The organism is Streptomyces sp. YJ-C3 (assembly GCF_053891275.1).
Genome location: NZ_CM132685.1, coordinates 2,294,760 through 2,309,318, shown reverse-complemented (window position 1 = coordinate 2,309,318; position 14,559 = coordinate 2,294,760). Strand labels below are relative to the sequence as shown.

General features: G+C 72.3%; 13 protein-coding genes. 9 read left to right on the top strand and 4 right to left on the bottom strand.

All coding sequences use genetic code 11. The features are described 5' to 3' along the window. Positions 1–36: 36 nt before the first annotated feature. The 8 genes from ACVHNB_RS10260 to ACVHNB_RS10225 all read left to right on the top strand — a co-directional run bounded on the left by ACVHNB_RS10260 (position 37) and on the right by ACVHNB_RS10225 (position 7,867). Positions 37–1,656, top strand: a complete 1,620-nt coding sequence (locus ACVHNB_RS10260) for an AMP-binding protein (protein WP_456227871.1) — start codon at positions 37–39, stop codon at positions 1,654–1,656. 4 nt (positions 1,657–1,660) lie between these two features. Continuing rightward, positions 1,661–2,497 (top strand): PaaX family transcriptional regulator, encoded by an 837-nt coding sequence (locus ACVHNB_RS10255; RefSeq protein WP_428951697.1) that lies wholly within the window; start codon positions 1,661–1,663, stop codon positions 2,495–2,497. Positions 2,498–2,616: 119 nt separating this feature from the next. After that, positions 2,617–3,507, top strand: a complete 891-nt coding sequence (locus ACVHNB_RS10250; RefSeq protein WP_456227870.1) for a sulfotransferase family protein — start codon at positions 2,617–2,619, stop codon at positions 3,505–3,507. Then, the gene (locus tag ACVHNB_RS10245; protein ID WP_456227869.1) at positions 3,504–3,917 is read left to right on the top strand and encodes a hypothetical protein; all 414 of its coding nucleotides are present in this window, start codon (positions 3,504–3,506) and stop codon (positions 3,915–3,917) included. The genes ACVHNB_RS10250 and ACVHNB_RS10245 overlap by 4 nt, the downstream gene beginning before the upstream one ends. Then, positions 3,914–5,161, top strand: coding sequence for a glycosyltransferase family 4 protein (locus ACVHNB_RS10240; protein ID WP_456227868.1), 1,248 nt, complete (start codon positions 3,914–3,916; stop codon positions 5,159–5,161). Before ACVHNB_RS10245 ends, ACVHNB_RS10240 begins: the two co-directional genes overlap by 4 nt. Beyond that, on the top strand, positions 5,158–5,730 hold the full coding sequence (cysC, locus tag ACVHNB_RS10235; RefSeq protein ID WP_456227867.1) for an adenylyl-sulfate kinase: 573 nt from the start codon (positions 5,158–5,160) through the stop codon (positions 5,728–5,730). The genes ACVHNB_RS10240 and cysC overlap by 4 nt, the downstream gene beginning before the upstream one ends. Beyond that, positions 5,727–6,650 (top strand): sulfate adenylyltransferase subunit CysD, encoded by a 924-nt coding sequence (gene cysD, locus ACVHNB_RS10230; protein WP_456227866.1) that lies wholly within the window; start codon positions 5,727–5,729, stop codon positions 6,648–6,650. The genes cysC and cysD overlap by 4 nt, the downstream gene beginning before the upstream one ends. A 2-nt stretch (positions 6,651–6,652) precedes the next feature. Next, positions 6,653–7,867 carry a sulfate adenylyltransferase subunit 1 gene (locus ACVHNB_RS10225; RefSeq protein ID WP_456227865.1) on the top strand — a complete coding sequence of 405 codons (1,215 nt, stop codon included), beginning with the start codon at positions 6,653–6,655 and terminating at the stop codon, positions 7,865–7,867. Between the two features lie 41 nt (positions 7,868–7,908). Here the strand turns inward: ACVHNB_RS10225 and ACVHNB_RS10220 are convergent, their stop codons facing one another. The 3 genes from ACVHNB_RS10220 to ACVHNB_RS10210 all read right to left on the bottom strand — a co-directional run bounded on the left by ACVHNB_RS10220 (position 7,909) and on the right by ACVHNB_RS10210 (position 12,384). Then, positions 7,909–9,141, bottom strand: a complete 1,233-nt coding sequence (locus ACVHNB_RS10220; protein ID WP_456227864.1) for a serine hydrolase domain-containing protein — start codon at positions 9,139–9,141, stop codon at positions 7,909–7,911. Between the two features lie 116 nt (positions 9,142–9,257). After that, positions 9,258–11,546: a bifunctional salicylyl-CoA 5-hydroxylase/oxidoreductase gene (locus ACVHNB_RS10215; RefSeq protein ID WP_428951705.1), complete on the bottom strand. Its 2,289-nt coding sequence runs from the start codon at positions 11,544–11,546 to the stop codon at positions 9,258–9,260. Between the two features lie 7 nt (positions 11,547–11,553). Next, positions 11,554–12,384 carry an enoyl-CoA hydratase family protein gene (locus ACVHNB_RS10210; RefSeq protein WP_428951706.1) on the bottom strand — a complete coding sequence of 277 codons (831 nt, stop codon included), beginning with the start codon at positions 12,382–12,384 and terminating at the stop codon, positions 11,554–11,556. Between the two features lie 265 nt (positions 12,385–12,649). Between ACVHNB_RS10210 and ACVHNB_RS10205 the strand changes: the two genes are divergently transcribed. Further along, positions 12,650–13,105 carry an ATP-binding protein gene (locus tag ACVHNB_RS10205; protein ID WP_428951707.1) on the top strand — a complete coding sequence of 152 codons (456 nt, stop codon included), beginning with the start codon at positions 12,650–12,652 and terminating at the stop codon, positions 13,103–13,105. On the opposite strand, the gene ACVHNB_RS10200 is transcribed toward ACVHNB_RS10205, so the two are convergent. Then, positions 13,059–14,525 carry an amino acid permease gene (locus tag ACVHNB_RS10200; RefSeq protein ID WP_456227863.1) on the bottom strand — a complete coding sequence of 489 codons (1,467 nt, stop codon included), beginning with the start codon at positions 14,523–14,525 and terminating at the stop codon, positions 13,059–13,061. The genes ACVHNB_RS10205 and ACVHNB_RS10200 overlap by 47 nt on opposite strands. Positions 14,526–14,559: the final 34 nt, after the last annotated feature.

Here is a 14,559-nt window from a genome sequence, read left to right as displayed (position 1 = left end):
CGATGCGCGACCACGCCACGGCAAGGGGGCACCCGGATGACCCTGCACCCGTCCGCCCACACCGACACGTTCGCGCGCGACCATCTGCCGCCCGCCGAGCGGTGGCCCCGGCTCGCCTTCGACCTTCCCGGGCTGCGGTATCCGGAGCGGATCAACTGCGGCGCCGAGCTGCTCGACGCGACCGTGCGGCGCTTCGGCGCGGACCGGCCCGCCTTCCTCTCCCCCGGTCGACCCACGTGGTCGTACGGCACGCTGAAGGCGACCGTCGACCGGATCGCCCACGTGCTGACCGAGGACCTCGGGGTCGTGCCGGGCAACCGGGTGCTGCTGCGCGGCCCCACCACCCCTTGCCTGGCGGCCTGTTGGCTCGCGGTGATGAAGGCGGGCGCCGTCGCCGTCACCGTGCTCGCGGGGCAGCGGCCGGCCGAGCTGGCCACGATGTGCGAGATCGCGCGGGTGCGCCACGCGCTGTGCGACGTGCGGTCGCTCGACGATCTGGCCAAGGCGGACGTGCCGGAGCTGCGGATCACCCCGTTCGGCGGCGACGGCCCCGACGATCTGCTGCATCGGGCCGCCTCGAAACCGGCCGCCTACGACGCCGTGCCGACCGCCGCCGACGACGTCGCCCTGATCGCCTTCACCTCGGGGACGACGGGGCGGCCCAAGGGCTGCATGCACTTCCACCGGGACGTGCTGGCGATCGCCGACACGTTCGCGCGGCACGTCCTGAAGGCGGCGCCGGACGACGTGTTCGCGGGCAGTCCGCCGCTGGGCTTCACGTTCGGGCTCGGCGGGCTCGTGATCTTCCCCCTGCGCGCCGGGGCCTCGGCGCTCCTGCTCGAACAGGCGGGCCCGCGGCAGCTGTTGCCCGCGATCGCCGAGCACCGGGTGTCGGTGCTGTTCACGGCGCCGACCGCTTACCGGGCGATGCTCGCGGACCCGTCCTGGGACACGTACGACGTGACGCGCCTGCGCCGCTGCGTCTCCGCCGGGGAGAACCTGCCCGCCGCCACCTGGCACGCCTGGCACGAGGCGACCGGGCTGCGCATCATCAACGGCATCGGCGCCACCGAGCTGCTGCACATCTTCATCTCCGCCGCCGACGACGCGATCCGGCCGGGCACCACCGGGCTGCCGGTGCCCGGCTGGCAGGCCCGCGTCATCGACGCCGACGGAGCCGAACTCCCGGACGGGGAACCGGGGTTCCTCGCCGTGCGCGGCCCTGTCGGCTGCCGCTACCTCGCCGACGAGCGGCAGACCACGTACGTCCGCCACGGCTGGAACGTCACCGGGGACACCTACGTCCGCGAGCCCGACGGCTACTTCCGGTACGTCGCCCGCGCCGACGACATGATCATTTCCGCCGGGTACAACATCGCGGGCCCCGAGGTGGAGGACGCGCTGCTGCGGCACCCCGACGTGGCGGAGGCGGCGGTCGTCGGCCTCCCCGACGAGGCGCGCGGCCAGGTCGCGGTCGCGTACGTGGTGGCGCGGGCCGGAGCGGTGCGGGACCCGGACGCGCTGCGGGAGTTCGTGAAGGCGGAGCTGGTGCCGTACAAGTGCCCGCGCGAGATCGTGTTCCTGGACGCGCTGCCGCGGACCGCCACCGGAAAGCTCCAGCGGTTCCGGCTGCGCGAGCCCGGAACCGTACAGTGATCACGTGTCCGAGCAGCAGACCTCGCCCACCGGCCAGGCCCACACCCCGCGCTCCCTCATCGTCACGCTGTACGGCGCCTACGGGCGCGGTTTCCCGGGCCCCGTCCCGGTCGCCGAGCTGATCCGGCTGCTCGGCGCGGCCGGGGTCGACGCGCCGTCGGTGCGCTCGGCGGTGTCGCGGCTGAAGCGGCGCGGGCTGCTGCTGCCCGCGCGCAGCGCCTCGGGAGCCGCCGGGTACGCGCTGTCGGACGACGCGCGTCAGCTCCTCGACGACGGCGACCGGCGCGTCTACGGGACCTTCGAGGAGGCGGCGCCCGCCGACGGCTGGGTGCTCGCGGTGTTCTCGGTGCCCGAGGCGCAGCGGGCCAAGCGGCACGTGCTGCGCTCCACGCTCGCCGGTCTCGGCTTCGGCACCGCCGCGCCCGGGGTGTGGCTCGCGCCCGCGGGGCTGTACGAGGAGACGCGGCACACGCTGGAGCGGATCGGCTGCGCCGGGTACGTCGACCTGTTCCGCGGCGAGCACCTGGGCTTCGCGGCGACGGCCGACGCGGTGGCCCGCTGGTGGGATCTGCCGGTGCTGGCCGGGCTGCACGAGGCGTTCCTCGACGAGCACGCGCCGGTGCTGCGGTCCTGGGAGGGCCGGACCGACACCCCGCCCCAGGAGGCCTACCGGGACTACCTCCTCGCCCTGGACTCGTGGCGGCACCTGCCCTACGCGGATCCGGGACTTCCGGCCCGGCTGCTGCCGGAGGACTGGCCGGGACTGCGGTCGGCGCGGGTGTTCCGGGCGCTGCACGAGCGGCTGCACAAGGCCGGGGCCGGGTTCGTCGACGCCGCCTGACGGAGGAACGGTGCGTGAAGCATCCGGCCGGGGTGATCCCCGCCACACGAAAGGGTGCTAAGGGAACCCTCAGGTTTCTCCGTCCCTCTTCTCAGAATGCGCGCTTAGCGTCGGGACGCATGAGCCTGAAGCGCAATCTGAACCGGGCCCTGTCCGCGGCCACGGGACTCGAGGTCCGCCGCGCCGGGAGCGCACCGCATGGGACGCCTCCACCGGCCACGACCCCGAAACCCGTGAGGCGGCCGGCTCCCGAGTACCGATGTACCGACGACCTCGCGACCGACCGGCTGCTGCGACGGCCGGTCTTCATCATGTCGCCGGTGCGCTCGGGCTCGACCCTGCTGCGGATGCTGCTCGACGCCCACCCGCGTCTGCACGCCCCGCACGAGCTGCACATCCGGCGTCTGGAGGTCGGCTACGGCAGCAAGCTGTCGCAGCGGGCCATGGACGCCCTGGACCTGAGCCGCGGCGACCTGGAGCACCTGCTGTGGGACCGCGTCCTGCACCGTGAACTCACCCGGTCCGGCAAGGACTTCCTCGTCGAGAAGACGCCCAGCAACGCCTTCGTCCACCGGCGCATCCGCGACTGCTGGCCCGACGCCCGCTTCGTGTTCCTGCTGCGCCACCCCGTCTCCATCGCCCGGTCCTGGCACGAGGGCGACCCGGAGAAGCGGACCTACGAGGAGGCGTGCGCCGACGCGCTGCGCTACATGAAGGCCGTCGACCACGCCCGCAAGGGCCTCACCGGCGGGCACACCGTGCGCTACGAGGAGCTCACCGAGGACCCCGAGAAGAAGCTGCGCGGACTGTGCGACTTCCTCGGCGTGGACTTCGAGCCGTCGATGCTGGAGTACGGCGAGCGCGACGACACGCAGATCCAGAAGGGGCTCGGCGACTGGCGCGACAAGATCCGCACCGGCCGCGTGCAGCAGGGCCGGGAGCTGCCGGAGGACGACGAGGTCCCCGAGATCCTGCGCCCCATGTGCACGGCCTGGGGGTACCTCAAGTGAAGCCCCATGCCGAGGTCGAGCAGGTGTGGCCGCGGGACGGGCGCATCAGGGTCGTCGGCCGCCTGTACGGCCTGGCCGCGGGGGCCGGCGCCGGGTGGCGGCTGCTGCTGACCCGCCGCTCGCGCACCGACCACGTCCTGCGGTACGGCTCCGCTCTGGACGGCGACCGCTTCGCCTGCGAGTGGGCGGTGTCCGACCTGGCCGCGTACGACGGCTTCTCCGGCGCCGACCAGTGGGATCTGCATCTCACGGACGGCGGCCTGAAGCTGCGCGTCGGCCGCAAGCTCGACGACATCCGCGGCAAGAAGGCCGTCCTGGTGTACCCGCGGCAGGCGGTGCCGGGCGCGGGCTTCGGCGTACGGCCGTACTTCACGGTCGAGGACAACCTGTCGCTGGAGTGCCGCTCATGACCGCCGCGAAGCCCACCGGGGCCCTGCGGGTCCGCTATCTGCTGCTGCACGCCTACGGCCGCGGCGGCACCATCCGTACCGTCTTCAACCAGGCCAACTCCCTGGTGGCGGCGGGCTGGGACGTGGAGATCGTCAGCGCGGTGCGGCGCCGGGACGCCGTGCGGTTCCCGCTGGACGAGCGCGTGCCCGTGACGACGGTCGTGGATCTGCGCGAGGAGCCGGTGCGGGCCGAGGAGCGCGGGCTGTCCGGCTGGTGGCGGGGGCGCCGGCGGGACCGGCAGGCCGGCCGGCCGGCGCGGGAGGTGCCCAGCGGCGAGTTCGGCTACCGGTACTTCGACCGGCGTCTGGAGCTGGCGCTCGGCGCCTATCTGCGCTCGCTCACCGACGGGGTGCTCGTCACGACCCGCCCCGCCCTGAACTTCCTGGCCGCCGCGCACGCCACGAACGGCGTCGTACGGGTCGCGCAGGAGCACATGAACCACGGCACGCACCGGCCCGACGTGCAGCGGCGGATCGTCGAGACGTACGAACGCTTCGACGCGGTCGCGGTGCTGACGGAACGGGACCGCGGCGAGTACGCGCGGCTGCTGCCCGGCACGCGCGTCGTGCGCATCCCGAACGCCGTGCACTCGCTGGACCAGACCCTCGCGGACCACGGCGCGAGGATCGCGGTCGCGGCCGGCCGGCTCTTCCCGCAGAAGGGCTTCGACCTGCTGATCCCGGCCTGGGCCAAGCTCGTCGGCACGTATCCCGACTGGCAGCTGCGGATCTACGGCAGCGGCGAGAAGAAGGCGCAGCTGCGGGCCCTCATCGAGGAGCACCACCTCTACAACCACGTGTTCCTGATGGGACACACCGACCGGCTCGACGACGAACTCGCCAAGTCTTCGCTTTACGTGCTCAGTTCACGCTTCGAAGGGCTGCCGATGGTGATGATCGAGGCGATGAGCCACGCGCTCCCGGTGGTCTCCTTCGACTGCCCGACGGGCCCCGCCGACGTGCTGACGCACGGGGTGGACGGGCTGCTCGTGCCGGAGCAGGACCCCGACGCCCTCGCCGACGCGCTCGGCCGCCTGATGGGCGACCGCGATCTGCGGGCGGAGATGGGCACGGCGGCGCTCCTGACGGCCGCGGCCTACGGACCCGACGCGGTGCACCCGCGCTGGGAGGCCCTTTTCACCGAACTGACCACTCCCGATGGCAAGCGGCCCGCGAGCGGCGCCGCGGAAGGACAGCACGTATGACAACGGCCACGACGGCCCGGACCCCTCGGGACCGGGCCAAGGGAGCCACGATCTGGCTGACGGGGCTGCCCAGTTCGGGCAAGACGACGGTGGCGCGCGCCCTCGCCGGGCGGCTGCGCACGGAGGGCCACCGCGTCGAGGTGCTGGACGGCGACGAGATCCGCCGCTTCCTGTCGGCGGGCCTCGGCTTCAGCCGGGAGGACCGCAACACGAACGTGCAGCGCATCGGTCTGGTCGCCGAAGTCCTCGCGCGCAACGGCGTGTTCGCCGTCGTGCCCGTGATCGCCCCGTACGCGGACAGCCGCGAGGCGGTGCGCAAGCGGCACGAGTCGAGCGACACCACGTACCTGGAGATCCATGTCGCGACGCCGCTGGAGGTGTGCAGCGAGCGCGACGTGAAGGGCCTGTACGCCCGTCAGGCGGCGGGCGCGCTGAAGGGGCTGACCGGGGTGGACGACCCGTACGAGCCGCCGGTCTCCCCCGATCTGTCCCTGGAGACGCAGGCCCGGACGCCGCGGGAGTCGGCGGACTCGGTGCACGCGGTCCTCGTGGCGAAGGGACTGGTATGAGCGCCGCCGCTGCTGTCGACAGCCCTTACGCGCTGAGCCACTCGGACGCTCTGGAGTCCGAGGCGGTGCACATCTTCCGTGAGGTGGCGGGCGAGTTCGAGCGGCCGGTGATTCTGTTCTCCGGCGGCAAGGACTCGATCGTCATGCTGCACCTGGCGCTCAAGGCGTTCGCGCCCGCGCCGGTGCCGTTCCCGCTGCTGCACGTGGACACCGGGCACAACTTCCCCGAAGTCATCGCGTACCGCGACCGTGTGGTCGACGCGCATGGGCTCAGGCTCCATGTGGCGTCCGTGCAGGACTACATAGACAGGGGTGTGCTGCGCGAACGCCCGGACGGGACACGCAATCCGCTGCAGACCGTGCCGCTGACGGAGAAGATCCGGTCGGAGCGGTTCGACGCGGTGTTCGGCGGCGGGCGCCGCGACGAGGAGAAGGCCCGCGCGAAGGAGCGGGTGTTCTCGCTGCGCGACGAGTTCTCGCAGTGGGACCCGCGCCGTCAGCGCCCCGAGCTGTGGCAGCTCTACAACGGCCGCCACGCGCCCGGCGAGCACGTCCGCGTCTTCCCGCTCTCGAACTGGACCGAGCTGGACGTGTGGCAGTACATCGCCCGCGAGAACATCGAGCTGCCGTCGATCTACTTCGCGCACCGGCGCGAGGTGTTCGGCCGCGGCGGCATGTGGCTGACGGCGGGCGCCTGGGGCGGCCCCAAGGAGGGCGAGACCCCCGAGAAGCGCCAGGTCCGCTACCGCACCGTCGGCGACATGTCCTGCACCGGCGCCGTCGACTCCACCGCCGAGACGCTGGAGCAGGTCATCGCCGAGATCGCCGCGTCCCGCCTCACCGAGCGGGGTGCCACCCGCGCCGACGACAAGATGTCCGAGGCCGCGATGGAAGACCGCAAGCGCGAAGGGTACTTCTAGCCATGACCACCTCCCCCCTCGCCGAGGTCGGCACACTGCGGCTCGCCACGGCCGGCTCCGTCGACGACGGCAAGTCCACGCTCGTCGGGCGTCTGCTGCACGACTCCAAGTCGGTCCTCGCCGACCAGCTGGAGTCGATCTCCCGCACCGGCACCCCGGATCTGGCCCTCCTCACGGACGGCCTGCGTGCCGAGCGCGAGCAGGGCATCACCATCGACGTCGCCTACCGCTATTTCGCCACGCCCCGGCGTCGCTTCATCCTCGCGGACACGCCCGGGCATGTGCAGTACACCCGGAACATGGTCACGGGCGCCTCGACGGCCGAGCTGACGATCATCCTCGTGGACGCGCGGGGCGGTGTCGTCGAGCAGACCCGCAGGCACGCCGCCATCGCCGCTCTGCTGCGCGTCCCGCACGTCGTCCTCGCCGTGAACAAGATGGATCTCGTCGGCTACGAGGAGGCCGCTTTCGCGGCGATCGCGGCGGACTTCCGCACGCTGGCCGCGGAGTTGGGCGTCCCGCAGGTCACCGCGATCCCGATCTCCGCGCTCGCCGGCGACAACGTCGTCGACCCGTCCGCGCACATGGACTGGTACGGCGGCCCCACGGTCCTCGACCATCTGGAGACGGTGCCGGTCGCGGCCACGTCACCCGGAGCGCCCGCCCGCTTCCCGGTCCAGTACGTCATCCGGCACGGCGAATCCCGCTACTACGCGGGCCAGTTGGTGTCCGGGACGCTGCGCGTGGGCGATGCCGTGGCCGTGCACCCGTCGGGGCGCACGTCGACGATCGCGGCCCTCGACGTGCTGGGCTCGGCCGTGGACGTGGCGCACGCCGGGGCGTCCCTGACCGTGCGGCTCGCCGATGAGCTGGACGTGGCGCGGGGTGATGTGATCGCGCCGCGCGCGCAGGCGCCGACCGTGACGCAGGACGTGCGCGGGGCCGCGTGCCATCTGGCCGATCAGCCGCTGACCGTCGGACAGCGGGTGCTGGTGCGGCACACCACGCGCACGGTGCGGGCCGTGGTCAAGTCGCTCGGTGACGAGCGGCAGTTGACGGCGAACGACCTCGGGCAGGTCGTCCTGCGCACGGCCGCGCCGCTGGCGCTGGACGCGTATGCGGAGGTCCGGCGCACCGGGGCGTTCCTGATCGTCGACCCGGCGGACGGCACGACGCTGACGGCAGGGATGGCCGGACCGGCCGGAATGGCCCGCTGAGCCCGTCCGCCCGGCCCTGGTGAACAGGGCCGGGCCGGGTGTCAGTCGTCGATCGCCTGGTAGAGCGCGGTCCAGAAGTCGAGGATGAGGTGCACCGGGTCCGGGACGGACGCCCCGACCTGGGTGAGCAGGATGCCGGTGATCCCGTTGACCGGGTCGGCGTACGCCGAGGCGCCGCTGCCGCCGTCCCAGCCGAACTGGCCGACGGGCGCGTAGTCACCGCGGTAGGTGCGCACCGCCATCCCGAAGCCCCAGCCGCCGTGCTGGCCCTGGCCGAAGGAGATGTGGACGTTGTTGACGGCCAACTCGTGCCGCGCGGCCTGCTGTTCGGGCGACAGGCGGTTGGTGGTCATCAGCTCCACGGCGGGCCGGGACAGGATCCGCTCGCCCTCGTGCACCCCGTGGTTCAGCAGCATGCGGAAGTAGGCGTGATAGTCGTCCGCGGTGGAGTTCAGCCCACCGCCGCCGCCCTGGAACGCCGGAGGCGCGCTGTGGCGTCCCCCTTCTGCCTCGTCCCACACATGGAACTCGCCGCTCTCCGGGTCGGGGGCGTACAGCGGAGGCAGTCGGTGCAGCTGGTCCGCGGGCACGTGGAACCCGGTGTCCTTCATGCCGAGGGGCTCGAAGACGCGCTCGCGCAGGAACGACTCGAACGACCGGCCCGTGACCCGGGAGACGAGCACGCCGATCAGGTCGCTGCTGATCTGGTACTGCCAGCGCTCACCGGGCTGATGCATCAGCGGCAGCGCGCCCAGGCGGCGCATCCACTCGTCCTGCTCGGGCATCGGGGTCGGCAGATTGGGCGTGATCCCCTGCTCGAAGACCGCGTTCATGATCGGCGTACCGATCACGGTCATATCCATGCCGAGCCCGAACGTGGAGGTCAGCACGTCCCGTACGGTGATCGGCCGCCGTGCCGGCACGGTGTCGTCCAGCGGGCCGTCGAGCCGCTTCAGCACCTGGCGGTCGGCCAGCTCCGGCAGCCACTGCTCCACCGAGTCGTCGAGGCGCAGCCTGCACTCGTCGAGCAGGACCATCGCGCCGGCGATCGAGACCGGCTTGGACGTCGAGGCCATCCGGAAGATCGTGTCCCGGCTCATCGGCGCGCCGCCGTCGTGACGGGTCGTCCCGATCGTCTCGACGTGCGTCTCGTCGCCCCTGCCGAAGAGGGCGACCACCCCGGGGATCCTCCCCGAGTCGACGTGCCGGGCGAGCACGTCGTGCACCCTTTGCAGCCCGGACTTGGAAAAGCCCCTGCCGCTCCGTCCTGTCATGAATCCCCCTTGCGTACCGCTTTTGACCCGCGCAGACATGTTCGAGTAGCGCTGAACGCGGAGGACGCTACATCGTGTTCGGCTCCCGCGGCGGGTGATCACCAAAGCTTTGTCGATCAACCCGGCAGCACCAGGCGGGGCTTGGGCGCGTCGAGCCGCCCCGTCTGCGGACGCCGGCTCCCGGCGCGGTACGGCTCGGGCCAGTGCACCCCCGGCCCCGTGTAGCCCTGCTCCGCGGCGGCGTGCAGCGTCCAGTTCGGGTCGTACAGGTGCGGCCGCGCCAGCGCGCACAGGTCCGTACGCCCGGCCAGCACCAGTGAGTTGACGTCGTCCCACGACGAGATCGCCCCGACCGAGATCACCGGGACGCCGGCCTCGGCCCGGATACGGTCGGCGTACGGCACCTGGTAGGAGCGGCCGTACGCGGGCCGTTCCCCGGCCACGACCTGCCCGGTGGACACGTCGATCGCGTCGGCGCCGTGCGCGGCGAAGGCCCGGGCGATCGCCACCGCGTCCTCGGCGCTCGTGCCGCCCTCGGCCCAGTCCGTCGCGGAGATCCGCACGGTCATGGGGCGGTCGTCGGGCCACACGTCGCGCACCGCGTCGCACACCTCCAGGGGGAACCTCAGCCGGCCCTCCAGGGAGCCGCCGTACGCGTCCGTCCGCAGGTTCGTCAGCGGCGACAGGAACCCGGAGAGCAGATACCCGTGCGCGCAGTGCAGCTCCAGCAGGTCGAACCCGGCCCGGGCCGCCCGCCATGCCGCGGACACGAACTCTTCGCGGATATCGGCGAGTTCAGGGACCGTCAGTTCCTTCGGGATCTGGCTTCCCGGCTTGTACGGGACGGGGGACGCCGCCACCAGCGGCCAGTTGTCCTGCGGCGCGGGCAGCGGTTCGTCGATGCCCTCCCACATGAGCCGTGTGGAGCCCTTGCGGCCCGCGTGCCCGAGCTGGACGCCGATGGCCGTGCCGGGCGCCCGCGTGTGCACGAACTCGGTGATCCGGCGCCAGGCGGCCGCCTGTTCGGGGGTGTAGAGGCCGGCGCAGCCCGGGGTGATGCGGCCCTCGGCGCTGACGCACACCATCTCCGTCATGACCAGGCCCGCCCCGCCGAGCGCCCGCGCGCCGAGGTGGACGAGGTGGAAGTCGCCGGGGACGCCGTCCACCGCCGAGTACATGTCCATCGGGGAGACGACGACCCGGTTGCGCAGGCGCAGTCCCCGCAGCGCGAACGACGTGAACATCGGCGGCGTGCCCTCGGGGCAGCCGAACTCCCGCTCCACCGCCTCCGTGAAGTGCGGGTCGCGCAGCCGCAGGTTGTCGTGGGTGACGCGGCGGCTGCGCGTGAGCAGGTTGAACGCGAACTGCCGCGGACGCTGGCCGAGATGGCGCGACAGGTCCTCGAACCACTCCAGGCTGGCCCGCGCGGCACGCTGGGTGGAGGCGACGACGGGCCGGCGCTCGGCCTCGTACGCCGTCAACGCCGCCCCGGTCGTGGGATGTTCGTGCAGACACGCGGCGAGCGCGAGCGCGTCCTCGACGGCGAGCTTGGTGCCGGATCCGATGGAGAAGTGCGCGGTGTGGGCGGCGTCTCCGATGAGCACGCAATTGCCGTGCGACCAGCGCTCGTTGACGACGGTGCGGAAGGTGAGCCAGGACGAGTTGTTGGACTTCAGGGCGCGTCCGCCGAGCGCCTCCGTGAAGATCTTGGCGGCGCGCTCGATCGTCTCGCGCACGTCCAGGCCGGCGAATCCGGCGGCCCGCCACACCTCCTCGCGCATCTCGACGATGACGGTGGACTCGTGGTCGCTGAACGGGTACCCGTGCAGTTGCATGACGCCGTGCTCGGTCTCGGCGATCTCGAAGCGGAACGCCTCGAAGGCGAAGTCGGCGGCGAGCCAGATGTACCGGTTGCGGTGCTCCTGGACCCGTGGGCGGAACGCGTCGGCGAACGTCTCGCGGGTGCGGCTGTGCACCCCGTCGGCGGCGATCACCAGGTCGTACGCGGTGCGGAGCTCGGCGACCGGCGGCGCCTCCGTGCGAAAGCGCAGGTCGACACCGAGCTGGCGGCAGCGGCCCTGCAGTATCTCCAGGAGCCGGCGGCGGCCGAGCGCCGCGAAGCCGTGGCCGCCGGAGGTGTGGCGCACGCCGCGGTGCACGACGTCGATGTCGTCCCAGCGCACGAACTCGTCCCGCAGTGACGCGTACACGACCGGGTCGGCGTGCTCGATGCCGCCGAGGGTCTCGTCGGACAGGACGACGCCGAAACCGAACGTGTCGTGCGGGGCGTTGCGCTCCCAGACCGTGATCTCGCGGTCCGGGGCGAGGCGCTTGAGGAGCGCGGCCGCGTACAGGCCGCCGGGGCCGCCGCCGATGACGGCGATGCGCTGGGCACGCGTGCTCACGCCGGGGTCACCTCCCCTGCCACTCGGGCGGGCGCTTCTGGGTGAAGGCCGCGTGGAACTCGGCGTAGTCCGCGCCGTTCATGAGCAGCGCCTGCGTCGCGGCGTCCATCTCGACGGCCGCGCCGAGCGGCATGTCGAGCTCGGCGGTGAGCAGGGCCTTCGTCTGCGCGTACGCGAGGGCGGGGCCTTCGGCGAGGCGGCCGGCGAGCGTCAGGGCCGCCTCGTCGGCCCTGCCCTCGTCGGTCAGCTCGCTGATCAGGCCGATGCGTTCGGCCTCGGGGGCGCGGACGGTGTCGCCGAGCATCAGCAGGCGGGTGGCGTGGCCGAGGCCCACGACGCGCGGCAGCAGATAGGCCGCGCCCATGTCGCCGCCGGACAGGCCGACCTTCGTGAACAGGAACGCGAAGCGGGCGCTCGGGTCGGCGACGCGGAAGTCGGCGGCCAGGGCGAGCACGGCGCCCGCGCCCGCCGCGATCCCGTGCACGGCGGCGATCACCGGGAACGGCGCCTCCCGCAGCGCCCGCACCACCTGCCCCGTCATCCGGTTGAAGTCGAGCAGCTGGGCGGTGTCCATCGACAGGGTGGCGCCGATGATCTCGTCGACGTCACCGCCGGAGCAGAAGCCACGCCCCTGCCCGGCGAGGACCAGGGCACGCACGCTCTTCTCGCGGGACAGCTCGGCGAGGAGATCGCGCAGATCGGCGTACGCGCCGAAGGTGAGGGCGTTCAGCTTCTCGGGCCGGGCGAGCGTGACGGTCGCGACGCCGCGCGCGTCCACGGCGCAGGCGAGATGGCGCCAGGTCTCGGTACGAGGGGCGGAGCCGGTGAAGGGACTCATACGCGGGCTGCCTCCTACGGGCGGGCGGGCGCGGGTCGGCTACCTCTCGAAGTTATCACCGCTTTGTGACTGCCGTCAGCAGGACGCGATACCCGGGATCCTCATCCGGCATACCCACCACATCCGCCCATAGGGCCCAATGTCCCGAGGAACACCACCGGGAGCCTCTATCGGCACACGCCGTACCATTCATAAGGTTGAAATCAGGACGGCGCCCCGAGACGTCCTTCCGATCCGTCCCCGAGCCGCCCCCTCAGGACCCGCCTTGCCCCCTCCTTCCGGTCGCCCCACGCCCACCTCGTGGCGGATAGCCCTGCCGCACACGGCCGCCGCCGTCCCGATCGCGCGCGCCCTGGTCCGCACCGCCCTGACCGAGATCGACGCCCCGGCGGCCGACATGGACACCGCCGAGCTGCTCACGGCGGAGCTGGTGGCGAACGCCGTGGAGCACACGACGGGCGACGCCCCGATCGAGCTGGTGGTGGAGCTCCTGGAGACCGGCTGCCAGGTCGAGGTGCACGACCCGGACCCGGCGCCGCCCGCGGATCTCACCAATCCGGACGACGCCGAGGAGCCCGACCCCTGGCAGGAGCACGGTCGCGGGCTGCTGCTCATCCGCACGCTCAGTTCGTCGTGCGGGCACCGCCCCACCGAGTCCGGCAAGGCGGTCTGGTTCACCCTTCCCGCGATCCCGCGCCAGCGTCCGGCGTCGGAGAAGTAGCCGGCGCGGGCGCGCCGAGCCGCGAGTGCCGGCGCCCGTAGAACGCGTAGACCAGCGCGCCCACGACGAGGAACACCGCGAACTGGACCCATGTCGTCCAGCCCGTCCCCCAGATCAGGTAGAGGCACATCGCCACGCCGAGGGCCGGGCTGAGCGGATACAGCGGCACCCGGAAGGAGCGCGTCAGCTCGGGGTGCGCACGACGCAGGGCGACGACCGCGACATTGACGACGGCCATGATCGCGAGGGTGCCGATGGTGGTCAGGTTGACCACGACGTCGAGCGACGAGAAGGCCGCCGGGACCGCGAAGACGAGCGCGACGATCCAGGTGTTGGCGACGGGGGTCGCCGTCCTCGGGGAGACCCGCTCGAAGACCCGCGGGATCAGCCCGTCCCGGGACATGGACATCAGGATCCGCGTCTGCCCGTACATCACGGCGAGCACGACGGACGCGATGGCGACGACCGCGCCGAACGCGATGATGCCGCCGCCGACGGTGGAGTCCGTGACCTGGTTGACGACGAGCGAGAGCGCGGCGGGCTTGTCGCCGACGGCGTCCGCGCCGAGCGCGCCGATGGCCGCGACGGCGACCGCGCAGTACAGCAGCGTCACGACACCGATGCAGATCAGGATGGCGATCGGGATGTTCCGCCGCGGGTTCTTGACCTCCTCGCCGGCCGTGGTGATCGCGTCGAAGCCGATGTACGAGAAGAAGGCGAGGGACGCGCCCGAGGTGACGCCGCCGATGCCCGCCGCCATGAACGGCGCCAGGTTGCCCGCCTGGAAGGCGCTGTAGCCGATCACGCAGAACGCGACCAGGATGCCGATCTTGAGGACGGCCATGGCCGCGGTGGCCCGCGCGCTCTCCCGGATGCCGCGCACCAGGAGCGTGGCGGCCATCAGGATCACGATGACGGCGGGCAGGTTGATGACGCCGCCGTCGCCGGGTCCGGCGGAGAGGGCCTGCGGCAGCTGGTGGCCGAAGAGACTGTTGAGCAGCTCGTTCAGGTACTGGCTCCAGCCGACGGCGACGGCCGAGACCGAGACGCCGTACTCCAGGAGCAGACACCAGCCGACGAGGAACGCGACGCGCTCGCCGAGGGTCGCGTAGGCGAACGAGTACGAGGAGCCCGACACCGGGATCGCGCCGCCCAGCTCGGCGAACGAGAACGCCGTGAAGATGCAGGTGATCGCGGCGAGCACGAACGAGACGATGACGGCGGGCCCGGCCTCGGCGACCGTGTCGGACAGGCCGACGAAGATGCCGGTGCCGACGATCGCGCCGACCCCGAAGCACACGAGCTGGAAGAGCCCCATGGTGCGCTTGAGGCCGTGTCCCTCCAGGTCGGCGCCGGACTCGGCGATGAGGGACTCGGGGGACTTGATGCGCAGGCCGGTGGGGGTCGGCGACGGCGACATGGGGTGGTGCTCTTTTCTGGTGATGCGGTGCGAC